Source organism: Lonepinella sp. BR2271 (assembly GCF_051851515.1).
Taxonomy (GTDB): domain Bacteria; phylum Pseudomonadota; class Gammaproteobacteria; order Enterobacterales; family Pasteurellaceae; genus Lonepinella.
In genome coordinates this window covers 112381-138737 of sequence record NZ_JBPDVF010000001.1, presented here as the reverse complement: position 1 = coordinate 138737, position 26357 = coordinate 112381, and the positions used below count along the sequence as shown (strand labels likewise).

Annotated in this window: 19 protein-coding genes and 1 pseudogene; 12 read left to right on the top strand and 8 right to left on the bottom strand. The window is 41.2% G+C overall.

What is annotated here, in order from left to right:
- Window positions 1-76: 76 nt before the first annotated feature.
- Window positions 77-1096, bottom strand: a complete 1020-nt coding sequence (gene zipA / locus ACTG7X_RS00700) for a cell division protein ZipA (RefSeq protein ID WP_439256644.1) — start codon at window positions 1094-1096, stop codon at window positions 77-79.
- Window positions 1097-1242: 146 nt separating this feature from the next.
- Between zipA and cysZ the strand changes: the two genes are divergently transcribed.
- Window positions 1243-2100 (top strand): sulfate transporter CysZ, encoded by an 858-nt coding sequence (gene cysZ / locus ACTG7X_RS00695; protein WP_439256643.1) that lies wholly within the window; start codon window positions 1243-1245, stop codon window positions 2098-2100.
- A gap of 43 nt (window positions 2101-2143) precedes the next feature.
- On the opposite strand, the gene pilW is transcribed toward cysZ, so the two are convergent.
- From pilW to metG, 5 genes are all read right to left on the bottom strand, one after another.
- Window positions 2144-2677: a type IV pilus biogenesis/stability protein PilW gene (gene pilW, locus ACTG7X_RS00690; RefSeq protein ID WP_439256642.1), complete on the bottom strand. Its 534-nt coding sequence runs from the start codon at window positions 2675-2677 to the stop codon at window positions 2144-2146.
- Window positions 2678-2826: 149 nt separating this feature from the next.
- Complete coding sequence (locus ACTG7X_RS00685; protein ID WP_439256641.1) at window positions 2827-3951, bottom strand: bifunctional tRNA (adenosine(37)-C2)-methyltransferase TrmG/ribosomal RNA large subunit methyltransferase RlmN; 1125 nt, start codon at window positions 3949-3951, stop codon at window positions 2827-2829.
- Between the two features lie 237 nt (window positions 3952-4188).
- The gene (gene raiA, locus ACTG7X_RS00680) at window positions 4189-4509 is read right to left on the bottom strand and encodes a ribosome-associated translation inhibitor RaiA (RefSeq protein ID WP_439242885.1); all 321 of its coding nucleotides are present in this window, start codon (window positions 4507-4509) and stop codon (window positions 4189-4191) included.
- Window positions 4510-4690: 181 nt separating this feature from the next.
- The gene (locus ACTG7X_RS00675; protein WP_439256640.1) at window positions 4691-7279 is read right to left on the bottom strand and encodes a DEAD/DEAH box helicase; all 2589 of its coding nucleotides are present in this window, start codon (window positions 7277-7279) and stop codon (window positions 4691-4693) included.
- Window positions 7280-7356: 77 nt separating this feature from the next.
- Window positions 7357-9417, bottom strand: coding sequence for a methionine--tRNA ligase (gene metG, locus ACTG7X_RS00670; protein ID WP_439256639.1), 2061 nt, complete (start codon window positions 9415-9417; stop codon window positions 7357-7359).
- 176 nt (window positions 9418-9593) lie between these two features.
- On the opposite strand from metG, the gene apbC reads away from it, so the two are divergent.
- The 7 genes from apbC (at window position 9594) to ACTG7X_RS00635 (ending at window position 18400) form a co-directional block, all read left to right on the top strand.
- Window positions 9594-10706, top strand: a complete 1113-nt coding sequence (apbC, locus tag ACTG7X_RS00665; RefSeq protein ID WP_439256638.1) for an iron-sulfur cluster carrier protein ApbC — start codon at window positions 9594-9596, stop codon at window positions 10704-10706.
- A gap of 483 nt (window positions 10707-11189) precedes the next feature.
- The gene (leuA, locus tag ACTG7X_RS00660) at window positions 11190-12743 is read left to right on the top strand and encodes a 2-isopropylmalate synthase (RefSeq protein ID WP_439256637.1); all 1554 of its coding nucleotides are present in this window, start codon (window positions 11190-11192) and stop codon (window positions 12741-12743) included.
- A gap of 65 nt (window positions 12744-12808) precedes the next feature.
- Entirely contained in the window at window positions 12809-13888 is a 1080-nt protein-coding gene (gene leuB / locus ACTG7X_RS00655) for a 3-isopropylmalate dehydrogenase (RefSeq protein WP_439256635.1), read from the top strand.
- 166 nt (window positions 13889-14054) lie between these two features.
- Window positions 14055-15464, top strand: a complete 1410-nt coding sequence (gene leuC / locus ACTG7X_RS00650) for a 3-isopropylmalate dehydratase large subunit (RefSeq protein ID WP_439256634.1) — start codon at window positions 14055-14057, stop codon at window positions 15462-15464.
- A gap of 18 nt (window positions 15465-15482) precedes the next feature.
- On the top strand, window positions 15483-16085 hold the full coding sequence (leuD, locus tag ACTG7X_RS00645; RefSeq protein WP_439242897.1) for a 3-isopropylmalate dehydratase small subunit: 603 nt from the start codon (window positions 15483-15485) through the stop codon (window positions 16083-16085).
- Window positions 16086-16366: 281 nt separating this feature from the next.
- Window positions 16367-17362 carry an amidohydrolase family protein gene (locus tag ACTG7X_RS00640; protein ID WP_439242899.1) on the top strand — a complete coding sequence of 332 codons (996 nt, stop codon included), beginning with the start codon at window positions 16367-16369 and terminating at the stop codon, window positions 17360-17362.
- Window positions 17363-17476: 114 nt separating this feature from the next.
- Entirely contained in the window at window positions 17477-18400 is a 924-nt protein-coding gene (locus ACTG7X_RS00635) for a DMT family transporter (RefSeq protein WP_439256633.1), read from the top strand.
- Window positions 18401-18478: 78 nt separating this feature from the next.
- Here ACTG7X_RS00635 and ACTG7X_RS00630 read toward each other — a convergent pair.
- A pseudogene (locus tag ACTG7X_RS00630) lies at window positions 18479-19030 on the bottom strand (sulfite reductase subunit alpha); the annotation flags it as partial.
- Window positions 19031-19399: 369 nt separating this feature from the next.
- Between ACTG7X_RS00630 and ACTG7X_RS00625 the strand changes: the two are divergent.
- On the top strand, window positions 19400-20764 hold the full coding sequence (locus tag ACTG7X_RS00625; RefSeq protein ID WP_439256632.1) for a patatin-like phospholipase family protein: 1365 nt from the start codon (window positions 19400-19402) through the stop codon (window positions 20762-20764).
- Between the two features lie 69 nt (window positions 20765-20833).
- Here ACTG7X_RS00625 and ACTG7X_RS00620 read toward each other — a convergent pair whose 3' ends face one another.
- Window positions 20834-21385 carry a TetR/AcrR family transcriptional regulator gene (locus ACTG7X_RS00620; protein ID WP_439256631.1) on the bottom strand — a complete coding sequence of 184 codons (552 nt, stop codon included), beginning with the start codon at window positions 21383-21385 and terminating at the stop codon, window positions 20834-20836.
- Between the two features lie 153 nt (window positions 21386-21538).
- On the opposite strand from ACTG7X_RS00620, the gene ACTG7X_RS00615 reads away from it, so the two are divergent.
- The 3 genes from ACTG7X_RS00615 to ACTG7X_RS00605 are packed head-to-tail and all read left to right on the top strand — an operon-like array spanning window position 21539 to window position 26350.
- The gene (locus tag ACTG7X_RS00615) at window positions 21539-22510 is read left to right on the top strand and encodes an HlyD family secretion protein (protein ID WP_439256630.1); all 972 of its coding nucleotides are present in this window, start codon (window positions 21539-21541) and stop codon (window positions 22508-22510) included.
- A gap of 4 nt (window positions 22511-22514) precedes the next feature.
- The gene (gene rbbA / locus ACTG7X_RS00610) at window positions 22515-25232 is read left to right on the top strand and encodes a ribosome-associated ATPase/putative transporter RbbA (protein WP_439256629.1); all 2718 of its coding nucleotides are present in this window, start codon (window positions 22515-22517) and stop codon (window positions 25230-25232) included.
- Complete coding sequence (locus ACTG7X_RS00605; protein ID WP_439242911.1) at window positions 25232-26350, top strand: ABC transporter permease; 1119 nt, start codon at window positions 25232-25234, stop codon at window positions 26348-26350. Before rbbA ends, ACTG7X_RS00605 begins: the two co-directional genes overlap by 1 nt.
- Window positions 26351-26357 lie beyond the last annotated feature (7 nt).

The window sequence follows — 26357 nt, the reverse complement described above, 5'->3', positions numbered from 1 at the left end:
TTCTTTTCTAAAATTATTAACAAAATAAACCGCACTTTGAACGCTCAACAGTGCGGTTTTCAATCGACAATTTTCGCTACATGCGATCTAAATAATCTTGTTCTTGTTTGTCATCAAAAATAGCTTGTTGATCGGTCAACACAAAACCATTTAATTCTTCGGCTAAATTTTTTGCGGCTTGGATCATCATTTTTAAATTGGCTTTGTTATTTCCAACCTGTGACGGTACTTGCATAAATAGGGCAAGACCCAGTGTAGAAAATTCATTCATGGCATAGGGGTTAAATGTACCGGGTTGTTCAATATTGGCTACACTAAACATCACTGGACTTGCCACCGTATCAACATGGCGATGATACAAATTATCTTTGCCTAAAATAAACCCTAAATTATCCAACGATTGAGCAATAGAAAGCCCTAAAAATTGACGATTCTCGGGAGCAACGACATACAATAGCATAAAATCAGTCGCTGCAGGTTGCGCTTGCGCCACTGGCTCACTGGTTTTTGGATTATCAATCGGTTGCTGTAATGTGGGTTCAGAAATTGGTGAACTGGCCTGTTGCAACTGCACACGCAATTCTGGTGATGTCATATCCACTTGCGCTTGGGTTTCCGCAAAGTCCACGGCATCCGCTAAAGTATAGTCCGCCATATTAGCTTTCGGCTGTTTTGGTTCAGGGTGATATTCATAATGCACGGGTTCGTCGGCGGATTGATTAAAATCAGCATTCGGCAACGTGATTTTAATTTGATCCACAGAATGCGCTTGTCCAACCGATACGCTTGGCGCAGCCACAGGTACCTCGTTTGCCGGAACAACTGGCTGTATGGCTTGTGGCTGAACAGTCTGTTGCGATACCGCTGATTGTGGCGACACATTCAAAGGTGAGGCAGTGGTAGGTTGGGCAAAATTTGGCACCGCTGTTTCGTTTTGTTCTGAGGGGTTAACCGATTGGTGGTGTTGAGCTCGCCCAAAGTTATTCGCATGCTCAAAATATTGCGATTTTTCACGACGATTTGACCAAATACCATGCGCCACTAAACCAATTAAGGCCAGAATACCTAAGATAATTAAAACTGTATTGAGATCCATTGCAATATGTCCTATTCCAAACCAGCAGAAATAATTGTTAGCTTACCATATTTATTGCCATTATGGATCTTGAAATTTGCATTTTTTGACCGCACTTTGTATCCTGTACAAGGTTTTACATAAAAATGGATAAGATAGGAAAAAGCATGATTGAAGAAAAAGAAGTCAAATCGGGTTTTCATTACTTTGTTATGGGTTGGCATTTAATTACCCAACGAGGCTTGCGCCGTTTTGTGGTGATGCCGATTTTACTCAATATCGTGTTAATGATCGGCTTGAGTTGGCTGTTTATCAGTCAAATTAGTGGCATGATCGACTGGGTAATGGGCTTTTTACCCAGTTGGCTCGATTGGCTCAGTTCGGTGATGTTTATTATGTCCTTGGTGCTGATCCTGATGGGATTTTATTTTTCCTTTACCATGTTATCAGGTTTTATCGCTGCGCCATTTAACGGCTTATTGGCGGAAAAAGTAGAAAACATGCTGACCGGTGAAAGCCTCGCTGACATGACGATGATTGATTTTATCAAAGATATTCCACGCATGTTAGTGCGGGAATGGCAAAAATTGGTGTATAGTTTACCGATTTATATCGCCTTGTTTTTACTCGGTTTTATCCCTATGCTTGGACAATCTGTGGTGCCAGTTTTAACGTTTATATTTGCGGCTTGGATGATGGCTATCCAATATTGCGACTATCCCTTTGATAATCATAAAATTTCATTCCATACTATGCGAGTAAAACTCAAAGAAAATCGCACGCAAAGTCTAATCTTCGGTGGGTTGATTAGCCTGTGTATGTTTGTACCACTGGTAAATTTAGTGGTGATTCCTGTGGCGGTTTGCGGTGCCACTGCCATGTGGGTAGAAACCTACCGCAAAGCCTTATATGGTCAGCCATCCACAAAAAATTCAGGCAATTCCACCGCAGTTTCAACAGGTGTGCGTACCGCTCAAAGCAAAAATATAGACTTACGTAATAATCAAGATATTGTTTCCAAATAATGCGTCTTGGGTAGCTGAATTTTTATGGCTCCGCTACCCTACATTATTTCAATTTCTTCGCCCGTTCTGCATCCATTTTTTCTAAGGCTTGTTTGCTTTGTTGATAAACCGTTTGATTGTTTTCCGACAAGGCACACAAGGCTTTGTTTTCTAAGCTATCCGCTTGACGATAATAATTGGGACTGGTCATCGCAAGATCAAACTGTTCGTAAGCCGTTTGAAATTCCCCTTGCGAACAAAGAAAGGTGCCGTAATTATTGTGTACATCACCTTGCTTATCATCTAATTTAATCGCCTTTAAATAGGCCTCTCGAGCCTGAGCGACATTGCCCTGTTGCTGATAGAAATAAGCAAAAGCGGAATGCACCAAATAATAATCAGGGGCATAGCTCATGGCTTTATCCAGATTTTGTTTGGTCGCATCTAAATTTTGTTGGGATAAATAACCTAGCGCTAATTCCACTCGGGCTTTGGCGGCAGATTGTTGATCAAAATCCACTTCTTCGGCGGGCTGTGACACGCATGCCGTCAGTGAAATAAGCGAACAGAACATAAAAAAGTGCGGTATAAATTTCATAAAAATCTCCTTTATAATCCCCTCTCCCTCTGGGAGAGGGCTAGGGTGAGGGTCATAAACCACAGTGAACATCATTAACCCTCACCTCCCGAAAATTTTTTCAAAATTTTCTCCATCCTCTCCCAAAGGGAGAGGCTGTAATAACAGGCTTAATGTGTTTTCACCTCAATCCCTTGCCCGAATTGTTTTTTCATGGCAATGGTTGCCGTGCGTTTAGTGCGGTCAATCACATCCCCTGCCAACTGCCCGCACGCTGCATCAATATCATCACCACGGGTTTTGCGTACAATCACGGTGAACCCATATTCCATCAACGTTTTTTGGAAACGGTCAATGCGAGTATTCGAGCTTTTCGCATAAGGCGCTTCAGGGAACGGATTCCACGGAATTAAATTAATTTTACACGGCGTATTTTTCAACACACCCGCCAACTGATGAGCATGTTCCACCCCATCATTGACTTGATTTAACAGCACATATTCAATGGTGACTTTGCCATGGTTGGCGTTGGATACCTCAAGATAACGATGCACGCTGTCCATCAACATTTTGATGTTGTATTTTTTATTAATCGGCACCAACACATCACGCAATTCATCATTGGGGGCGTGCAAAGAAATTGCCAATGCCACGTCAATCATCTCGCTGAGTTTGTCCAGTGCAGGCACCACGCCTGACGTAGATAAGGTGACTCGGCGTTTAGATAACCCATAAGCAAAATCATCTAACATAATTTCCATAGCCGGCACTACATTGGCGACATTTAACAATGGCTCACCCATGCCCATCATTACCACGTTAGTAATCGGACGGATCCCTGTGACACCAAAATTACCGATAATTTTAGATGCTCGCCACACTTGTCCAATAATCTCCGCCACCGTCAAATTGCGGTTAAACCCTTGCTGTGCAGTAGAACAGAACGTACAAGCCAAAGCACAACCCACTTGCGAGGACACACACAATGTCGCCCGATCGTTTTCGGGAATATACACGGTTTCCACCTGTTGATCGCCTACTTGCATTGCCCATTTAATCGTGCCATCAGAAGAACGTTGCTCCACCGCAACCTCAGGGGCTTTAATTTCCGCCACCGCTTTTAATTTCTCACGCAACTGCTTGTTAATATTGGTCATCTTATCAAAATCATCTTCACCAAAATGATAAATCCACTTGACCAACTGATCGGCACGAAACGGCTTTTCACCGATTTCTTTAAAAAACTCACGCATTTGTTGGCGAGTTAAATTCATTAAATTAATTTTATCTGACATATTTACCCTATTGTCACGTTGCTACACTTACGACATTGTTTGTATTTTAAACAATATAAAAGGGCGTTATTCTACCGATTTCCGCCCTATTAATCTATGCGATTTTACAAAATAATGCGACTTTGCATTGTTAAATTTGGAATCGAGATCACAAAAATTGTGTTTTACCCCCTACTAAGTGCAACAAAAAACCGATGAAAAGTACATTTTTCATCGGTCGGCTTAAAAATTTAACGTTTATTGAAAAGAATCTTTCAACCGTTCATCAGCTCGACGAGCCTCACCTTTGTGTTGCAGTTTATTTAATTGTCTTTCCAATTTTTCTTCCACTTCATTGATGGCTTTATACATATCATCAGAAGTTGCACTGGCAAATAAATTACCATGTGCAGTACCAATGGTTGCCTCCACTGAAAAACCTTGCGGCACTTTGCTTAATACAAAATGCGGATTAATCAACTGGGTTTGCCATTTTTCCAATTTGGTTAATCGATCTTCAATATGAGCTCGAATGGCTGGTGTGATGTCCATTTGTTTACTTGCAATATTAAGTGTCATAATAATCACCTCTTTTTACTTCTTGATGAATGGAATTATTTCGCCTTGCAATAACCTACTGCGATAACTACAAGGTATGTTGTTTAGCAACATTTTTCAAGTGATTTATGCAAATTTTGTGGTATAGCCCACAAAAAAGAAAATCAGTTGACTAAAATATCAACACTTTCACTCACATTCCCTATTTCAGCATTGCCAACATGGTGTCGTAATAAGGACAAGCTCCCCAAAGGGATTGATTTCCGATAACATAGCATCTTTTCTTAGCTCTTGTTAATGCCACATTCAACATGTTTGGCTTACTTGATGCCCACTTTCTCGCCCCTGAAGATTTAGGATCACTACCTAACACGATAAATACCACATCAGCTTCTTTCCCTTGAAAACGATGGATAGTACCGGCTGAAACTTGCTTATCCTGTCTAAATTTCTCGCTACAATGCTGCGCCACAGATTTAAACGGTGAAATAATATAAATCTCATCCTGATAATTTTCTTTTAATTGATCTATTTTTTGCTTTAATAATGCTATTTCTTCTAATACAACGTGTCGATTGATGACATTGCTACCTTGTACATCAAACCAACAAGATTCACCAATAAATCCCACTCTAGGTTTATCTTCTTCGGCTTTCACCATTTGATTATCGTAAGCAATCGCGTTGGCAATATCAAACATAGGATTTTCACAACGTCTATGGGTTCTTAATGGAAAACCAGTCCAGATTTTCTGATCATCTTCCCCCATATAGGTACCGTATGCCGAAATACGATCTGCTAGGTTTTGTACGGAGGCCACATAAGGCGACCACACTAAATCAACATGTCGATTAGCCCGTAATTTCGTCACCAACCCTTTAGGGATTGTCACAACGGGTTCAACTTGTAAAGGATCCCCCACAATAACACAGCGTTTTGCTCGTTGAATAATTCCCGCTGCAGATTGTGGCGTAGCCTGTCCCGCTTCATCAATTAATAACCAACCAATCTGATTACGGTCTAAATTAGGCAATAATTTACTCACCGAGGCTAAAGAGGTTGAAACCACGGGTACACAAAAGAACAGACTGTCCCATAAATGCCCCGCAATAGTGTCGCTCACTTTCGCTTGTCCCGTCATCATTTCAAAAAAGGTTTCTAAGTTCCAATAGAATTGTTTAGCATTGCTTAAAATAGCATATTTATGCAGTTCTAAGGCAGTGAGAAAAATTTCACTGCGTAATCGGGCAATTTTTTCAGAATGATAAGGGGTTAACAGATGAATTTCATCGAAACTTTTTTGACGAAAAGTTTCATCACATAGATATTCCGGCTTAATTTGTTCTCTTTCAAGCAATACTTTTCGAGCGTTTTCATCACCATGTTCATGAAATAATGTCGCCCATTTTTTAAATTCTTCAAAATCCGCTAACAGTTTATTGAATTGCCGACGTTTCTCATCAAAAATGATTTTGTTTGTTGCTTGCTCACTTTCTTGCTTAGTCTTTTCTTGTTCTAGAAGCCCCTCAAAACGAGATGGGCTCCAAAAATTATTTTGAAATTTATTTCGATTTATCGCATTACCTAATGCAGCCGCTAAAATCCCCCAACTTTCTTTATCAATTAACCCTGTTGAGTAATCGGCAAAATAGTCTGCTTGCGGGAAAGCTTCACTGTCTATTTTTGATTTTAATGGCAACTCTTTACTAATATTCTCCACGGCAGAATTATTATTACTGGCCACCACAATGCCAAAATTCTGACGTAATTGAGGATCTAAATGATAAAAACCACCAAATTTTTCTCTCTTCAGTTTTTCCCATTTGCCAAATAACTTATCATATCCTAGCTCAGCAATAACTCTGGCTCGATCCACAACAATTTCAGCAATGACATCAAGCAATAATGTGGTTTTCCCCGTTCCTGGTGGGCCATTCACCCCTTGCAAGCCCACGTTATTTCTTAATTCTGAAAAAATAGTATTGACGGCTCCCTGTTGCGCCGTACTCAATCCATAACAGAGTTTAGATGGCCATCTTCCAGCCGTCATTTTAGCGGGATTAATCGTTGCAAAAAGCTCAGACTTCCTTGCAAGCAAGTCTTTTCTTTTATCATCTTGCGTGGATAATGACAGGTATTGGGCTAAAGTAGGGCTACATTGTGCAGGATGGTCGGTGATGTAATTTAAATCATGCAAGAAAAAGCTATTCATAAAATAAGCTTCGTCTTCATCATTAGTTTTAGAAATTTGTTTTTCTATCACATAGACATCAATATCCCAAGGAAGCCAAGGTAATTCTTGCTTCAAAAAATCCACTTCCCGTTGAATTTCAGTCCATGTCATTTTATTATCTAGCGTTTTATTCAAACGCTCTTGAAAACGCTCTTTCATTGCCGTTAAATAATTTGGAATCGTCGACAAACCCAGCTCTTTTTCAAGACAATTAAGCCCCGCCAAATAACTAGCAAAAGTAAAACTTTTCTCCGTTGTAATCCCATTTTCATTTAACGTCAAGGTCGCAAGACATGTGTCACCATTGACTTGCTCATCCCAATCATTTTTTTCCTGACATGGTAATAAACCATTAATATGTTCTATCACCGCTTGCTGAGAAATTTTGCCAAAAACAAGAATATAAGACCATTTTTTATTATTGCTTATTGGTCTTTTTTCTTTCAACCAAGGCAGATCTTCATCACTCTTTATCGGATAGGCATTTTCCTTTCTGATATTAAAATCAGGCAGATTAAAAATCTCAATATCTTTCCAAAAATGTAATATATTTTGCATCGTATTTCCCTCTATTTTAACCTTACCCACTTATCATAGGCAGACTTTCACGTCTACCCATGACTATCTGTCATAAATTATTTCACCCGACTGCCCGCTTTTGCCCCGTTATCCACATCCAACAAGAATAAATCCGCTCCGCCTGTACCGGCCGATAAAATCATGCCTTGGGAGATACCGAATTTCATTTTGCGTGGGGCAAGGTTAGCGACCATAATCACTTGGCGACCGATTAAGTCTTGAGGTTGACTATACGCCCCTTTAATACCCGACAACACTTGGCGTTGTTCAAAGCCTAAATCCAATTGGAATTTCAATAATTTATTGCTTTCTGGTACGGCTTCACAATGTAAAACGGTGGCCACACGTAGGTCAATTTTAGCAAAATCATCAATACTGATTTCAGGTTCTACGGGTTCAAATTCGCTCGAAACTGCGGTGTTTTTCTCCGCACTTTTTGCACTATTTGCAGAATTATTCACCGCCGCATTTTCTGCTTTGGAGGCCTCAATCATTTCATCAATTTGTTTCATATCCAAACGGTTAAATAAGGCTTTGAATGGGGCGATTTGATGTGCCAATAACGGTTGACTCAAATTGTCCCACGTTAATTCCGCTTGCAAGAATTGCTCCGCCCGTTCGGCTAATTTTGGTAGTACGGGTTTTAAATAGCCCATTAGCATGCGGAATAATTGAATCCCCATGGAACAAACTTCGTGCAATTCCTGATCTTTACCCTCTTGTTTAGCAATCACCCACGGGGCTTTGTCGTCCACATATTTATTGGCTTTATCCGCCAATGCCATAATCGATCGAATCGCCTTGCCATATTCACGGCTTTCATAAAATTCAGCAATTTGCTCAGATTGTACGGTAAATTCGTCAAATAGGCTTTGATCTTCCAATTTTGCTGCTAATTTGCCATCAAAACGTTTTTGAATAAAGCCTGCATTACGAGAGGCCAAATTCACTAATTTATTGACTAAATCGGCGTTCACCCGTTGTACAAAATCCTCTAAATTTAAGTCTAAATCATCAATCCGACTGCTTAATTTTGCCGCATAGTAATAACGCAAACATTCAGGATCGAGATGTTTTAAATAGGTAGCCGCTTGAATAAAAGTACCACGAGATTTTGACATTTTTTCGCCATTCACCGTCACATAACCGTGGACGAAAATATTGCTTGGCTTGCGTAAGTTTGCCCCTTCTAGCATTGCAGGCCAGAATAGGCTGTGGAAATACATAATATCTTTACCGATAAAATGATAAAGTTCTGCTGAACTGTCTTTCTTCCAAAAAGTATCAAAATCAATCTGTTCACGATCACAGAGATTTTTGAACGATGCCATATAGCCAATCGGGGCATCCAACCACACATAGAAATATTTGTTTTCGGTGTTTGGAATTTTGAAACCAAAATACGGCGCATCACGGGAAATATCCCATTGTTGCAAGCCCGCATCAAACCATTCTTGCATTTTATTCGCCACTTCCGATTGCAACGCTCCTGAGCGGTTCCATTCTTGCAACATTTTTTCAAAACTTGGCAAATCGAAGAAATAATGCTCACTTTCTTTCAACACTGGCGTGGCACCTGATACGGTGGAACGGGCATTAATTAATTCTGTTGGGCTATAAGTCGCCGAACAGACTTCGCAGTTATCACCATATTGATCGGGTGCTTTACATTTCGGGCAAGTGCCTTTCACAAAACGGTCGGGCAAGAACATGGCTTTTTCAGGATCGAATAATTGGGAAATGGTGCGGTTTTTAATAAAACCGTTTTCTTTCAATTTGGTATAAATCATTTCCGATAATTCACGGTTTTCTTCGCTATGCGTGGAATGATAATTATCGAAACTGATATTAAAGCCCGAAAAATCCGCATAATGGGCAGTATGCACCTCATCGATCAGCTGTTCAGGCGTGATCCCCATTTGATCTGCTTTCAACATAATCGGCGTGCCGTGGGCATCATCGGCACAGACAAAATGAATGTCATTGCCCCGCATACGTTGGAAACGCACCCAAATATCCGCTTGGATATGTTCTAACATGTGGCCTAAATGAATGGGGCCATTGGCGTAAGGCAGCGCACAGGTAACAAGAATTTGACGTTTTGGTTGAGTAGACATAAAAATACCTTTTAGAAAATTGACTGGCACAGAACACTGTGAAAATTGCGGTGATTTTACCTGATTTGGGGTATTTTATCCAGTTCATCCGCAATAAAACCATTCTTTGCTTAACATCACCTAAATATCGTGGTTAAATAGTCGGGTATTTAAGCGACTTCATTTTAGGAAAGATAATGAATATCCAATTTTCCCCTCATTTTACTGAAAAACAACAAACAGAGTTCATTCAACTGTTTAAACAGTTTACTCACCCAACCTTGCAAAAAGATTTAATTGCCCTAAGTGCGGTGAAAAAAATCGAAAAAATGCAAGATGTGTTGCGGATCGAAATTCAAATGCCTTTTGCTTGGAACACGGCATTTGAGCAGTTAAAAACCACGCTTAGCCAAAATTTGTTAGGCATAGCAGAAGCCCAACAAATGAAATGGCAATTACATTATCAAATTGCCACATTAAAACGTGCCAATAATCACCCCGCAGTCAAAGGGGTTAAAAACATTATTGCCATTAGTTCTGGCAAAGGCGGGGTGGGAAAATCCACTACGACGGTCAATTTAGCGTTAGCGTTACAAGCGCAAGGCGCAAAGGTGGGGATTTTAGATGCGGATATTTACGGTCCCTCCATTCCGCACATGCTTGGCGTGCCACATCAACGCCCGACCTCACCCGATAACAAACATATGCAACCGATTCAGGCTTATGATTTGCAGACTAACTCTATCGGTTATTTAATGGCGGAGGACAATGCCACCATTTGGCGCGGCCCCATGGCAAGCAGTGCGTTAAATCAACTGCTAAATGAAACCCTGTGGAATGAGCTAGATTATTTGGTAATTGATATGCCTCCAGGCACGGGGGATATTCAACTTACCCTATCACAACAAATCCCCGTCACAGGCGCCGTTGTGGTCACGACACCGCAAGATATTGCATTACTTGACGCAATCAAAGGCATTGCCATGTTTAATAAAGTATCGGTACCCGTGTTAGGCATTGTAGAAAATATGTCTATGCACATTTGCGCAAACTGCGGTCATCATGAGGCCATCTTTGGTACGGGCGGCGCAGAAAAAATTGCGGAAAAATATCAAGTCAATGTGCTAGGGCAATTACCGTTACATATTTGCTTGCGGGAAGATTTAGATAAAGGCACCCCAACTGTGATTGCTGAATCTAACCCTGACATTAAGCAGGCTTATTTGCAACTTGCCGAAAAAGTCGCCAGTGAATTATATTGGCAAGGCTCGGTTATTCCGGGTGAAATTATGTTTAAAGAAGTAAAATAGACGCTAATCAGTCTGTTGATCAAATAAAAGCTCAACAGACTGATGTTTAGAAAAAATCCTTATCTAAAGGTTAAATATTTTCAGCACAAACCTACCTTAAAAGAAAATAAAATTAAGATAAAACACTAAATATTTTCCAATTCATAGATTTTTATATAAACAATATTTTTATATCATTACATTTTTTGATATTTTTTACTAAAAAACCTTTGACAGAATGCGCTAAATCAGTAATATAGACGCTAATTTAACAAATTTTAGGAATTTTATGTTTATCTTTCATGCTCTGCTACTCAACTTACGATTATCACATTCTTTGTGCGGTTAAGTTGTGGACGATAGAAAAATAGCATAAAACACGAATTTACAACCCCGCACTTTGATAAAAAGTTCGGGGTTTTTTATTAAAAATAACATAAAAAAACACCGCACTTTCAAAGTAAAACCCTAACGAAACGATCTAACGAAGAAAAGGACGACATTATGGCAGCAAACAACATTATTATTTTTGATACCACTCTACGTGATGGCGAACAGGCATTAAAAGCAAGTCTTACCGTAAAAGAAAAATTACAAATTGCCCTTGCTTTAGAACGATTAGGGGTGGATGTCATGGAAGTCGGATTTCCTGTTTCATCAGAGGGCGATTTTCTGTCAGTACGTACGATTGCCGAAAATATTAAAAACAGCCGTGTTTGTGCCTTATCTCGTGCCGTAGATAAAGATATTGATGCGGCTTATGAAGCCTTGAAAGTGGCTGATGCTTATCGGATTCATACCTTTATTGCCAGTTCAGCATTACACGTAGAAGCCAAATTAAAACGTTCTTTTGATGATGTGGTGGGTATGGCTGTGGCAGCAGTAAAACGTGCGAGAAATTATACCGATGATGTAGAATTTTCTTGTGAAGATGCGGGTCGTACAGGGATTGACAACATCTGTCGCATTGTGGAAGCTGCCATTTCCGCTGGAGCGACAACAGTCAATATTCCTGATACAGTAGGTTTCTGCTTACCAACCCAATATGGTGGCATTATGGCAGATGTGTTAAATCGTGTGCCAAACATTGATAAAGCGATTATCTCCGTGCATTGCCATAACGATTTGGGTATGGCAACCGCCAACTCGTTAACGGCGGTGTTAAATGGGGCAAGACAAATTGAATGTACCATTAATGGTATTGGTGAACGGGCAGGCAATACCGCACTTGAAGAAGTGGTGATGGCGATTAAAACTCGTCAGGATATGTTTAACGGCTTAGATACCCGTATTAATACCCAAGAAATTCACCGTGTCAGCCAAATGGTGAGCCAACTTTGTAATATGCCAATTCAACCGAATAAAGCCATTGTGGGCGATAATGCTTTTGCTCATTCATCGGGTATTCACCAAGACGGTATGTTGAAAAATAAAAACACCTACGAAATTATGTCGCCTGAAAGTATCGGTTTGAAAAAAGAAAAATTGAATTTGACTGCTCGTTCTGGTCGTGCGGCGGTGAAAGGTCACATGGCGGATATGGGTTATACTGAAGCAGATTACGATTTGGATAAATTATATGAAGCGTTCTTGAAATTGGCGGATAAGAAAGGTCAGGTGTTTGATTACGATTTAGAGGCGTTGGCATTTATTGATATGCAACAGGGCGATGAAGATCGTTTAACTTTAGACGTGATCACTTCACAAACATTAAGTGGTTTACCTGCTTCAGCCTTTGTACAAGTGGCGTTAGACGGTTATCGTATTAATCAAGTTTCTAATGGCGGTAATGGTCCTGTGGATGCGGTGTATAATGCGATTATGCAAATTGTGGGTATGGATTTGAAAATGTCCCATTATAATTTAACCGCCAAAGGTGAGGGAGCGGAAGCGCTTGGTCAAGTGGATATTGTAGTGGAATATGAGGGTCGCCGTTTCCATGGGGTCGGTCTTGCCACAGATATTGTGGAATCTTCCGCACTGGCGTTAATTCATGCGATTAATGCTATTTATCGTTCGCAAAAAGTGGCGAATTTGACCAGAAATTTAAAACATTAATCTTGTAGGGGCGTATTGCATACGCCCAAAAACTCAACATATTGATAAAAAATAGGAAATAAACAATGACAACATACAATGTAGCAGTTTTATCCGGCGACGGTATCGGTCCTGAAATTATGGCAGAGGCCATTAAAGTGTTAGATGTGGTACAACAAAAATACGGTTTTACATTAAATTACCACCATTTCAACGTAGGCGGTATTGCCATTGATAAACAAGGTTGTCCATTGCCTGAAAACACCTTACAAGGCTGTGAATCAGCGGACGCGATTTTATTTGGTTCAGTGGGTGGTCCAAAATGGGAAAACTTACCGCCAGATCAACAACCTGAACGTGGAGCATTATTGCCGTTACGTAAACATTTTAAATTATTCAGTAATTTACGCCCAGCTACGCTGTACAAAGGCTTAGAAAAATTCTGTCCATTGCGTGCGGATATTGCCGAAACAGGCTTTGATATGGTCACCGTGCGTGAATTAACGGGCGGTATTTATTTCGGTCAACCCAAAGGGCGTGAGGGCGAGGGCAAAGATGAAAAAGCCTTTGACACCGAAGTGTATCATAAATATGAAATTGAACGTATTGCCAAAGTTGCCTTTGAAACCGCCATGAAGCGTAGCAAACACGTAACATCAGTGGATAAAGCCAATGTATTAATCAGCTCAATTTTATGGCGTGAAACAGTGAATGAAGTGGCAAAACAATATCCAGAGGTCAAATTAGATCATATTTATATTGATAACGCCACCATGCAGTTGATTAAACAGCCGTCTTTCTTTGACGTGCTACTCTGCTCTAATATTTTTGGTGATATTATTTCTGATGAATGTGCCATGATCACAGGTTCAATGGGCATGTTGCCGTCTGCTAGCTTAAATGAACAAGGCTTTGGCTTATACGAACCTGCTGGCGGTTCTGCTCCTGATATTGCGGGCAAAGGCATTGCCAACCCGATTGCTCAGATTTTATCGGCAGCGATGATGTTACGTCATAGTTTTAACCAAAACGAAGCCGCCACAGCCATTGAAAGTGCGGTGAAAAAAGTGTTAGCTTTAGGACACCGTACTGCCGATTTAGCAGATGACAGCCAACCTGTTTCTACTAGTGAAATGGGGACGTTGATTGCGAATGCGATTGAATAAATAACAGCCTCTCCCTTTGGGAGAGGACGGAGAAAATCCGCAAGGATTTTCGGGAGGTGAGGGTTAATTACATTTTACCCTCACCCTAGCCCTCTCCCAGAGGGAGAGGGGATTTTTGTAAATTACCTCCAACGAATAACGAATTAAAACCTAACGAGAAATAAAAATGGGAAAAACACTCTACCAAAAATTATTCGACAGCCATGTGGTGTATGAAGCAGACGGCGAAACGCCGATTCTGTATATTAACCGCCATTTGATCCATGAAGTCACCAGTCCACAAGCCTTTGACGGCTTACGTGTGGCCAATCGTCAAGTTCGCCAAGTCAATAAAACCTTTGGCACCATGGATCACAGTATTTCTACCCAAGTACGTGATGTGAATAAACTTGAAGGTCAAGCAAAAATTCAAGTGCTTGAGCTAGACAAAAACTGCAAAAATACCGGTATTCAATTATTTGATATGAATACCAAACAACAAGGGATCGTGCATGTTATGGGGCCTGAGCAAGGCTTAACTTTACCGGGTATGACCATTGTTTGCGGTGATTCGCATACCGCTACTCACGGTGCATTCGGTGCTTTGGCATTTGGGATCGGGACATCTGAAGTCGAACATGTCCTCGCCACCCAAACCCTAAAACAAGCACGTGCCAAAAGTATGAAAATTGAAGTCCGTGGCAAAGTCAACCCAGGGATTACGGCGAAAGATATTGTGTTAGCCATTATTGGCAAAACCACCATGGCAGGCGGAACAGGTTATGTAGTCGAATTCTGTGGTGAGGCCATTCGTGATCTTTCCATGGAGGGGCGTATGACAGTATGCAACATGGCTATTGAATTAGGTGCCAAAGCAGGACTTGTTGCACCCGATGAAACCACCTTTGCCTATTTAAAAGATCGCCAACACGCACCGAAAGGCAAAGATTGGGACGACGCAATTGCCTATTGGAAAACCTTAAAAACCGATGATGATGCCGAATTTGATGCAGTAGTCACCTTAGAGGCGAAAGATATTGCACCACAAGTGACTTGGGGAACCAACCCAGGGCAAGTGATTGGTATTGATCAACGGGTGCCAAATCCTGAAGAAATGGCGGATCCAGTGGCTCGAGCATCCGCAGAAAAAGCCTTAAACTACATCGGATTAGACGCTAATACCGATTTAACTAAAGTTGAAGTGGATCAAGTCTTTATTGGATCTTGCACGAACTCACGTATTGAAGATTTACGTGCGGCAGCGGCGGTGATGAAAGGACGCAAAAAAGCGGACAACGTAAAACGTGTATTAGTCGTTCCGGGTTCGGGTTTAGTCAAAGAACAAGCGGAAAAAGAGGGATTAGACAAAATCTTTATTGCCGCTGGTGCAGAATGGCGTAACCCTGGTTGCTCCATGTGTTTAGGTATGAATGATGACCGTTTAGGTGAATGGGAACGTTGTGCATCTACATCTAACCGTAACTTTGAGGGTCGTCAAGGTCGAAACGGTCGTACCCACTTAGTTAGCCCTGCTATGGCGGCAGCGGCAGCGGTGTTTGGTAAATTCGTTGATATTCGTAATATCGCATTAAACTAAGCCAATAAGGAGCAAAACATGGCAGGATTTAAACAACTTTCTGGTCTGGTTGTGCCACTTGATGCGGCGAACGTAGATACGGATGCAATTATTCCAAAACAATTTTTACAAGCCATTACTCGTGTTGGGTTTGGCAAACATTTATTTCACGAATGGCGTTATTTGGACGCCGATGGCACTCAAGCCAACCCTGAATTTGTGTTGAACTATCCACAATATCAAGGAGCCACCATTTTATTGGCTCGCAAAAATTTAGGTTGTGGATCTTCACGTGAACACGCCCCATGGGCATTAGCAGATTATGGTTTTAAAGCGATGATCGCCCCGAGCTTTGCGGATATTTTCTATAACAACAGCTTAAACAATCACATGCTACCCGTGCGTTTAAGCGAACAAGAAGTAGAAGAAATTTTTCAATGGGTATGGGCGAATACAGGCAAAGAAATTCAAATTGATTTGGAAGCCATGACAGTAACCACGGGCGATAAAGTCTATCATTTTGAACTGGACGAATTTCGCCGTCATTGCTTATTAAATGGCTTAGATAATATCGGGTTAACCTTGCAACACGAAGATAAAATTGCGGAATACGAAAGTAAAATTCCCGCATTTTTACGTTAAAAATAACGAAAAAAACACCGCAGTTTAATGGAAAAATCCAAAAACTGCGGTGTTTTTTCAGGTAATTTTCTGATTAATACTAGCCTTTTTCCCCATAAAGTTTTATACTACTTTTCTAGTATCAACTCGGACTAGAACAGTATGTTATTAATGAAAAATCAGCGAATTTTTTATAACATTCCCACCCTATTTATCAATACATGCTCATTGATAAGCGGTTTATTTTCTATTAATACGCATTTCCTATCCGCTCACTTCACATCTATCATTATGGAATCCTTATGAAAAATCATGTTCGTAGCTTTAAAACCTATATAAGAGATGAAATTATCAAAAAAGGCGGTTGGGTCAACGCCCATGCACATGCCGACCGTGCTTTTACCATGACACCGGAAAAAATCAGTATTTATCATAACTGTAATCTGCAACAAAAATGGGATCTGGTGGATGAAGTTAAACGCACCTCCACAGTGGAACATTATTATGCACGTTTTAGTCAAGCCATTGAGCTGATGATTTCACAAGGGGTCACGGCGTTTGGCACATTCGTGGATATTGATCCTGTCTGTGAAGATCGGGCGATTATTGCGGCACATAAAGCTCGAGAAGTGTATAAAAGCGACATTGTATTAAAATTTGCCAACCAAACCTTAAAAGGGGTGATTGAGCCAACCGCAAGAAAATGGTTTGATATTGGTTCAGACATGGTGGATATGATCGGTGGCTTGCCCTATCGTGATGAATTAGATTATGGTCGTGGTTTAGAGGCCATGGATATTTTACTCGATAAAGCCAAATCTTTGGGGATTATGTGTCATGTTCACGTGGATCAATTTAATACCCCAAAAGAAAAAGAAACCGAGCAACTTTGTGATAAAACCATTGAGCATGGTATGCAAGGACGTGTCGTCGCCATTCATGGGATTTCGATTGGCGCCCACTCCAAAACTTACCGCTACAATTTGTATCAAAAAATGCGTGAGGCACAAATGATGATGATCGCTTGTCCGATGGCATGGATTGATAGTAACCGCAAAGAAGAATTGATGCCATTCCATAATGCCTTAACGCCCGCTGATGAAATGATTCCAGAGGGGATCACGGTTGCCATTGGTACGGATAATATTTGTGACTACATGGTGCCGTTATGTGAGGGGGATATGTGGCAGGAACTTAGCTTGTTAGCCGCCGGTTGCCGTTTCCCCAATTTAGAAGAAATGGTCAATATTGCCAGTATTAATGGGCGTAAAGTATTAGGTTTAGATCCGATTAAATAATCGCCGTTTATCCTTTTTATTCAGGGGATCTTTTTCATAAAATCCCCTGAATTTTTTTCTTTTTCGCAGTAAAATAATCTTATCATTTCATTTAACCAAGATCAGGATGACATCATGTTGTGGATTAGTTTTGCCTTATTCATTGGGGCAGGCATTGCATTACAAACGGCGATCAATGCCAAATTACGCCTTGCGGTGAGTTCGCCTTTTATTGCCTCCAATATTTCCTTTTTAGTGGGTACCCTTTGCTTGTTTTGTTTTGGCTTGCTGAGTGCTCAATCTTTTCTCGTTGATACCCAAAGCCTCGCCAATACGCCCTTTTGGATGTGGCTTGGTGGTTTTCTAGGCACCATCGCATTGACCACCAATATTCTGTTATTTCCGCATTTAGGCGGTGTGCAAACGGTGATTATGGTGATTCTCGGGCAAGTGTCCATGGGCCTGATTATCGATCACTTTAGTTTATTTCATACCCCACAATATGCCTTTAGTTTAAGCCGTTTACTGGGGGCAATTTTATTGTTAAGCGGTATTTTTCTGGTCGTGCGTCGCCCTAAAATGTCTCACACACCGCAAACAACATCTTCCCTTTGGTTATGGCGAATTATCGGGATTGTGGCAGGTGGCATGGGCGCCATGCAAACCGCTATCAATGGTGCCTTAGGCCATGAATTGCATTCCCCCCTACTCTCCGCCCTGATCTCTTTTGCTGTGGGAACGCTTTGTTTATTCCTATTTATTAACGCACAACGTCAACCCATTTTGCCTGCCTTACATCAAGCGGCAAAAGCCAAACTCCCAACTTGGGTGTGGTTTGGCGGTTCGCTGGGGGCATTGTTTGTGTTTGGTAACGTGTTGTTAGTGCCAGAGTTGGGCACCGGTCAAACGGTGATCTTTGCCTTAGCCGGTATGATTATTGGTAGCCAATGTATTGACCACTTCGGTATATTAGGCGCAGTGAAAAAGCCATTACAGCTTATGCAATTTATTGGATTAGTGCTGTTACTCACTGGCATTGCCATTATTCGATTATATTAAAAAAAATCACCGCACTTTATTGAATGGGGGTAAACCAACTAAAAAAGTGCGGTGTTTTTTTATTGCTTTTTATGATGATTAATAAACATCTCGCTGATAGCGTTTATTCTGACGCAATTCATCTAAATATTCATCTGCATCTTCAACACTTAATTTGCCTTGTTCGGCAATCACATCAAGCAAGGCTTTTTCGACATCTTTCGCCATTTTATTGGCATCACCGCACACATAAATATGTGAGCCATTTTGCAACCATTGCCAAATATCCGCAGCATTTTCACGAATTTTATCTTGTACATAAATTTTCTCGTCTTGATCTCTTGACCAAGCAAAGCTGTATTTATGTAAATAACCGTCTTTAGCAAAGGTTTGCCATTCGGTTTGATATAAGAAATCTTCACTAAAATGCGGATTACCAAAGATTAACCAGTTTTTCCCCGTGGCTTCATCGGCTGCACGCTGTTGTACAAAGGCTCGGAACGGTGCAATGCCCGTACCCGCACCAATCATAATAATCGGGGTTTCACTATTTTCTGGCAATCTAAAATTATTATTCTGCTCCACGAAAATCCCGACTGCTCCATCTTCTTCGGCACGTTCCGCCAGATAATGGGAAGCACAACCTTGCCGCTCGTGATCTTCATCTTGATAACGTATTTACTTTCCACAGGATTGGAAGTACAAAGTACATTACGGTTTACGTCCGTTGCGGTAGCAATAGAATCTAAGCCTAATTAATGTAACCACCGGTGCATAGACTTGATATTCGTTTTCAGCACACCATGATATTGGAAAAATAGAAATCAGGTTAAATCATATAAGAAAGCCATATAACAACAGAAATAATCTTTTGCTGTTAGTTATATAAAAAAGTTATAAAAATGCTCGCATAACTGCCGGTGGAGGGGGTGAGGGTTTTCAAGGTGAATGTGAAAAGTCTATTATCAGTGGGTTTGCTTTCTGCTATACTGCCCTCAAAATATTTTAGGAACATACTCAATGACATTACCCCATAAACTGGCTTTTATCAGCTCACTCCTTTTTCTCACCGCCTGTAATGCAGTGCAATATCAACCGTTAGCCACCATTGACCAAGTGGATATGAGCAAAGGCTATCGCATTCAAAAAGTGATGCAAGATAAATTCAATGATCAAACCATTGTGGCGATTATGTTTTCTGGCGGCGGAACCCGTGCGGCAGCCTTTGGTTATGGCGTGCTAGAAGAATTAAATAGTCACCCCATCACCTTAGACGGTAAAAACACAAACTTAATTGAGCATGTGGATATGGTATACGGCGTGTCTGGTGGTTCCGTCTTAGCGATTTATTATTCGCTTTACGGCAAAGAAACCATTCCGAATTTTGAGAAAAAATTCTTAAAGCAAAATTTCCAAAAATTAATGGTGAACCAAACCCTGTCTTTTGCCAATATGCCACGTTTATTTTCGCCCGAATTCGGACGGGGCGATTTATTGCAAGAGCAATTTGAAAATACCCTCTTTGGAAATAAAACCTTTGGGGATTTAGCCACCGCACGCAAAGGCCCGTTTGCCGTGATCAGTGCAACGGATATGTCGATTGGTCGACGCTTGGATTTTACCCAAGAACAATTTGATACCATGTGTCTGGATTTAGCGAAATTACCGCTTGCTCGAGCGGTGGCGGCCTCTAGTGCGGTGCCACTGGTATTTTCGCCATTGACCTTGAATAATAATGGCGGAAACTGTCATTACCAATTACCAAAAGAATTACAGGCCACCTTAAATGCCGAGCCTGACAGTTTGCAAAATGAATCCCGTCAGCAATATATTCGTCAATTACAACAATACGGTAACAGCGAAGATCGACCATATATTCATTTATTAGACGGCGGATTAACCGATAATTTAGGCATTAAAAGTTTGCTAGAAACCCAAGAAGTGTCGCCTGAAAGTGCCATTCGTGAACGGTTAAAAAGCAGCAATATCAAGCGAATTATTGTGATTAGCGTGAATGCCCAAAACCAGATTAGTACAGAAATTGATAAAAAAGCGGAGATACCGAGCTTTTCCGACCAAGCCACGGCGGTCATTGATGTGCCGATTGAACAAACTTCACAAGCCAGTTTAAACCGTTTTCGAGCTGTGGTGGATGCACGAAACGAGGAATTAGCTAAAGTGAAAGGTAATAAAGCGGGCATCTATTTTATTAGCTTGAATTTACGAGATTTGCCTGATGATCAAGCAGAATTTCGTCAACGTATGCTGAATTTGCCGACCACGTTTTATTTACCGAATGAGGATATTAATGATTTGAAAAAGGCCGCTCGGATTTTACTTAATCAATCCAAGGAATATCAGCGTTTGCGTAGAGAAAGCCAATAATGGTTCAATGAACGCACGCTAATTAAAGTGCGGTGAAAAAATCATGTTTTTTCACCGCACTCTTTCATACTAAAAATCCATAATATCAATCACTTCTCGTATTTTCATTAATGCCATTTTCAAATCGGGTTTAATATTGCGTTCAAAGTGATAACGAACACTGGCTAACATCATTTTGGCAAAAATGGTGCTTTGATAATCCATAAAGTCTGGATCCACTTTTTTTTGTTCCAATAGGACGAGCAAAAAGCCTTTCATCATTTGTTGCATATCTGCATAAAGATGTAATTTTGGCGTGTCGATTTTCCAAAGGGCTAAAATTAATTCTCGTTTGTCCCAAATTTGCGGGATCAGCTGTAAGTAAAATAAATTGAGATTTTTACTCTCTAAACGCTGTTCCATTCTTTCGGCTAAGAGTTGTTTAAATTCGGCGATCATTTTAGCGGCTAAATCCGTTTTGCCTGAATAATGACGATAAAACGTACTCCGGTTAACCATGGCTTTGTCTAAAATATCTTGAACGGAAATATCAGTAAAGGATTTGTCTTTTAATAAAGTCACAAGGGCTTGTTGAATATAATATTGAGAACGCTGTACACGTAAATCTGCTTGTTCTGTCATACCAATTACCTTTGTCTTTTTCTGCGTTATGCACACATATTATCAATTTTGTTATCATAACATAACTTTTGTTAAAATATTGTTGATTGTATAAAAAAGAGGATAGGTTATAATTTCCGCAATTTTTTAGACCATAAATGATAGGTAACACGAATGAAAAAAATCCTTATATTAATTATCTTACTTGCCCTTGCTGGCGGTGGTTATTACTATTATCAATCTCAACAATCCAAAGTCGAAGTGTCAAATCTGGCGGCCAGTAATGGGCGTTTGGAATTGAAACGTATCGACTTGCAAAGTTTATATGCGGGTCGGGTGAAAACCGTGGCGGTGGAAGAAGGGCAATATGTGCATGTCAATGACTTAATCGCTGAACTTGCCTCTGAAACCTCAACAAGCCAAGTGGATCAAGCGAAAGCAAACAAACAAAAAGCACAAGAAACCATTGCCCGTGCGCAAGCAGATATTCAAGCTGCGCAACAACAACAAAAAGTAGCACAATTAGAATTAGACAATGCGTTGAAATTGCGTAAAGATGGCTTAGTGTCTGCCTCAGAAGTGGCTCGCCGTCAAGCGGATCGTGATGCAGCGGTGGCAAAAGTGAAATCTGCCACTGCCAGTTTGGCCGAAATTCAACGTAACGTTGAAGTGGCGGAAACCCAAATCGCCCAAGCGACCTCGGTGACTGATGATATGATTATTCGTACGCCTTATGCGGGTGTCATTGAGTACCGTTTTGTGGATGAAGGTAACGTGGTTGCTGCGGGTAGCCGAGTGGCGAGTTTGCTCGATCCGACGGATGTCTCAATGTATATTTTTGTCCCTGCGACGGATATGGCGAAAGTCAAAGTCGGTGATGAGGCTCGTATTGTGTTAGACGGCGTGGAGGCGGTATTCCCTGCGGTGGTGAGCCAAATTGCGACACAATCACAATTTACCCCGAAATCCGTGGAAACCTTAGCGGAACGGACCAAATTTATGTTTAAAATTAAACTTAAAGTCCCTGCCGATGTGGCCACCAAATATCAAGGCTTACTGAAAGGTGGGATGGCCGGTAATGGTTATGTACGTTTAGATAACAGTGATTGGGCAAGTCATTTAGCGGTTAAATTACCACAGGAGTAATTCAATGACCGTCGCTGTTTCTATTCAACATCTCACGCACTGCTATGGTGATAATGAAGCGTTAAAAGACGTTTCCTTAGAAATCACCAAGGGGTCAACCGTTGGGCTTGTCGGGCCTGACGGGGTGGGAAAATCTACCTTGCTTTCGATTATTGCAGGGGTGAAAATTATTCAACAAGGTTCGGTGCAAGTACTGGACTGCGATATGGCAAAAACGGCGCCACGAGAAAGTGCGTTACCTCGCATTGCGTTTATGCCACAAGGGTTGGGGAAAAACCTCTATCCAACGCTCACCATTAAAGAAAATATTGAGTTTCATGCGGATCTGTTTGGTTTAAGCAAAAAAGAACTGGGTGATCGCACCCAACGTTTATTGCAGGCTACGGGATTAGCTCCCTTTGGCGACCGTGCAGCGGGTAAACTTTCTGGCGGTATGAAACAAAAGCTCAGTCTTTGCTGTGCGTTAGTGCATAGCCCTGATTTACTTATTTTAGATGAACCCACCACCGGCGTTGACCCATTATCTCGCCGTCAATTCTGGGCGTTAGTAGATAATCTACGTGCCGAAATGAGCGAAATGACCGTGATCGTCGCCACCGCTTATATTGACGAGGCACAAGGTTTTGAGTATCTGATTGCTATGGACGACGGCAAAATTCTGGAAAACGATAAAACCCAGGCCGTACTGGATCGCTACAAGACAGATTCCCTTGAAGTGGCCTATGTAAAAATGTTGCCAGAAGATAAACGAGGTAGCGAAAATGGCTTGGTCTTGCCACCATTTGAATCCGATCCTAATTCACCGTTAGCCATGCAAGCCTCGGATTTAACCAAAAAATTTGGGGATTTCACCTCGGTGAATAAGGTGTCTTTTGAAATCGAAAAAGGCGAAATCTTTGGTTTCTTAGGTTCCAATGGCTGTGGCAAATCCACCACCATGAAAATGCTCACTGGTCTGATTGAACCCACTAGTGGCACCGCACAATTATTAGGCGAATCCATTGAGGCTGGCTCAAATGCGATTAAAAAACGAGTCGGCTACATGTCGCAGGCTTTTTCATTGTACGAAGAATTAACCGTCAGAGATAATCTCGAATTACACGCAAAATTATACGAACTTGGTCGTAAAAGCGAAAGTGCGATTAAACAAACACTCGAATATTTCCAATTAACAGAAATGGCGGACACGCTCCCCTCTGCGTTACCTTTGGGCATTCGCCAACGTTTACAATTAGCCTGTGCCTGTTTGCATAGTCCTGAAGTGTTAATTTTGGATGAACCGACCTCGGGGGTGGATCCTGCAGCTCGGGATATGTTCTGGGAAATGCTGATTAAATTGTCTCGTGAAGATAAAATCACCATTTTCGTGACCACGCACTTTATGAATGAGGCCATGTATTGTGACCGTTTGTCGCTGATGCACAAAGGCAACGTACTGGCTCTCGGTACGCCACAAGAACTGATTGATGAACATCATTCTAACAGTTTAGAAGAGGCTTTTATTCAATATTTACTCATTGCGGAACCGGAAAATACCATTGAAAAAGCGGACGGTAAGGCAAATAATGTCGTAACGGAAACCAAGCCAGTGAAAAAACAAAATGCGTTAATGTATTTCTTCCTGATGACTTGGGCCTTTGCGGTGCGTGAGGCAAAAGAATTAGCCCGAGATAAAATCCGTTTAATGTTCGCCATTTTTGGCCCGATTGTTTTACTCATGGCTACGGGTTGGGCGATTTCTTTCGACGTGGGTGAAATGCGTTTTGGGGTGTACGATCAAGATCAAAGCCCAGAAAGCCGAGCATTAATTCAAACCTTTACAGGATCTGGCTATTTTGATTTACAAGCCACCATTCATTCACGTGATGATTTAAACTTAGTGTTAAAACGTGCTGGCGTGGAAGTCGTGGTTGAAATTCCATCTGGCTTTGGGCGTGATTTATTAAATGGTCGTTCGCCAGAAGTAGGATTCTTTATTGATGGCTCATTGCCTGCTAATACTTCTACGGTGCAAGGCTATGTCACCAGTATTATGTCGCAATTTAATGCACAATATGCTACATCCACCAACAGTGGCGGGATCAATATCGTGCCACGCATGATGTATAACCCTGAATCCAAAAGTGTTAACGCCATGGTGCCAAGTTTGATGATGATGATCATGATGATGATCCCTGCCATGATGACCGCACTCGGCGTAGTGCGTGAACGTGAAATCGGCTCCATTATGAACCTTTACTCATCACCAGCCAAAGTGATTCAATTCCTACTAGGTAAACAGCTCCCCTATATTTTAATGGGGGGCGTGAACTATATTATCCTAGTGGGCATGGCGATTTTCTGGTTTGGTGTCCCTGTAAAAGGTTCCTTAGCGGTATTAAGTTTAGGTGCCATGATCTTCATTTGGGCATCCACTAGCTTTGGTTTATTAATTTCCAGTTTAATGAAATCACAAGCGGCCGCATTGTTTATTGTGGCGATTGCGACCATGATTCCAACCATGAACTTCTCGGGGATGATGTACCCCGTTTCTAGTATGGCTTGGTGGGCTCAAATTCTGAGTAATTTCTTCCCTGCGTCATGGTTCCAAAGTATCAGTGCAGGCACCTTTACCAAAGGTATTCCATTTGAAGATTTGCATAATAACTTTTTAGTGTTGCTTATTTTCCCTTTGGTTTATCTGATGGTTGCCAGTATTAAATTGAAAAAACAGGAGCCGTAATGCGTGCATTAAAATCTCTCTTTACGCTCACCGTCAAAGAACTGAAAAGTTTATTTAGCGAACCGGCGTTATTAATTGCCATTTTAATGGTGTTTACCGTAATGATTGGGATGTTAGCCAATGCGATTACCTATGATGTAAAATCCGCACCCATTGCGATTATTGATCATGATAAATCAGCGTTAAGCTATCGTTTACAAGACGCCATTAAAGAACCTTATTTCACCAAACCGGTAGAAATGACACGTGATGAAGCCCATCACTTAATGGATAAAAATAAAATTATTTTTGCCCTAGAAATTCCAGAGAATTTTGAGAAAGATTTGTTAATGGGACGTCATCCTGAGCTTTATCTGCAAGTAGATGCCACCATGATGACGCAAGCCGGAGCTGGTTCAACCATGTTAACAGGTTATATTACGCAAGAAATCAGCGAATTTCTGGGAGCGAAATCAAGTAATGCACCAGCGGTTGCAGTGGTTAACTCATTGTATAACCCCAATGCAGAAAGTGTGCGATTTGTACCGACCATGAAAATTGGGGATATGTTGGCGTTAATGGTGATGGTGTTAGTTGGCTCGGCGGTGATTCGTGAGCGTGAGCGTGGTACCATGGAACATCTGTTAGTGATGCCAGTGAATGCGTCAGAAATTCTGTTAGCTAAAATTCTCGCCAACGGTTTAGTTAACTGGGTAGCGGCCATGATTTCCATGCGATTAGTGGTGAACTGGTATTTAGACGTGCCGATCAACGGTGAATTGTGGTTATATGGCGTGGGGTTAGCACTCTTTCTCTTTGCGATTTCCTCCTTAGGGGTAATGTTAGCCACGATTGCACCCACCATGGCACAATTTAGCTTACTCGTGGTGCCAACGTATATGGTGTTATTACTCTTCTCTGGCTCGGCAGCACCAAGAATCAACATGCCAGTGGTCGCACAAGAAATCAGTAAATACTGGCCAACCACCGTATTCGCTGACTTCTCACAAGATGTCCTCTTCCGTGGGGCAGGTATTGATATTTTATGGACGAAGTTACTCACTGTTTCAGTGGTCGCATTAATTTGTTTAATCTTCGCCCTATTACGCTTTAAGAAAATGTTAGAAAGACAAGGCTAACAAAAAG

Coding starts and splice junctions, on each gene's coding strand:
- zipA (WP_439256644.1), bottom strand. CDS start 1,096: ATGGATCTCAATACAGTTTTAATTATCTTAGGTATTCTGGCCTTAATT.
- cysZ (WP_439256643.1), top strand. CDS start 1,243: ATGATTGAAGAAAAAGAAGTCAAATCGGGTTTTCATTACTTTGTTATG.
- pilW (WP_439256642.1), bottom strand. CDS start 2,677: ATGAAATTTATACCGCACTTTTTTATGTTCTGTTCGCTTATTTCACTG.
- ACTG7X_RS00685 (WP_439256641.1), bottom strand. CDS start 3,951: ATGTCAGATAAAATTAATTTAATGAATTTAACTCGCCAACAAATGCGT.
- raiA (WP_439242885.1), bottom strand. CDS start 4,509: ATGACACTTAATATTGCAAGTAAACAAATGGACATCACACCAGCCATT.
- ACTG7X_RS00675 (WP_439256640.1), bottom strand. CDS start 7,279: ATGCAAAATATATTACATTTTTGGAAAGATATTGAGATTTTTAATCTG.
- metG (WP_439256639.1), bottom strand. CDS start 9,417: ATGTCTACTCAACCAAAACGTCAAATTCTTGTTACCTGTGCGCTGCCT.
- apbC (WP_439256638.1), top strand. CDS start 9,594: ATGAATATCCAATTTTCCCCTCATTTTACTGAAAAACAACAAACAGAG.
- leuA (WP_439256637.1), top strand. CDS start 11,190: ATGGCAGCAAACAACATTATTATTTTTGATACCACTCTACGTGATGGC.
- leuB (WP_439256635.1), top strand. CDS start 12,809: ATGACAACATACAATGTAGCAGTTTTATCCGGCGACGGTATCGGTCCT.
- leuC (WP_439256634.1), top strand. CDS start 14,055: ATGGGAAAAACACTCTACCAAAAATTATTCGACAGCCATGTGGTGTAT.
- leuD (WP_439242897.1), top strand. CDS start 15,483: ATGGCAGGATTTAAACAACTTTCTGGTCTGGTTGTGCCACTTGATGCG.
- ACTG7X_RS00640 (WP_439242899.1), top strand. CDS start 16,367: ATGAAAAATCATGTTCGTAGCTTTAAAACCTATATAAGAGATGAAATT.
- ACTG7X_RS00635 (WP_439256633.1), top strand. CDS start 17,477: ATGTTGTGGATTAGTTTTGCCTTATTCATTGGGGCAGGCATTGCATTA.
- ACTG7X_RS00625 (WP_439256632.1), top strand. CDS start 19,400: ATGACATTACCCCATAAACTGGCTTTTATCAGCTCACTCCTTTTTCTC.
- ACTG7X_RS00620 (WP_439256631.1), bottom strand. CDS start 21,385: ATGACAGAACAAGCAGATTTACGTGTACAGCGTTCTCAATATTATATT.
- ACTG7X_RS00615 (WP_439256630.1), top strand. CDS start 21,539: ATGAAAAAAATCCTTATATTAATTATCTTACTTGCCCTTGCTGGCGGT.
- rbbA (WP_439256629.1), top strand. CDS start 22,515: ATGACCGTCGCTGTTTCTATTCAACATCTCACGCACTGCTATGGTGAT.
- ACTG7X_RS00605 (WP_439242911.1), top strand. CDS start 25,232: ATGCGTGCATTAAAATCTCTCTTTACGCTCACCGTCAAAGAACTGAAA.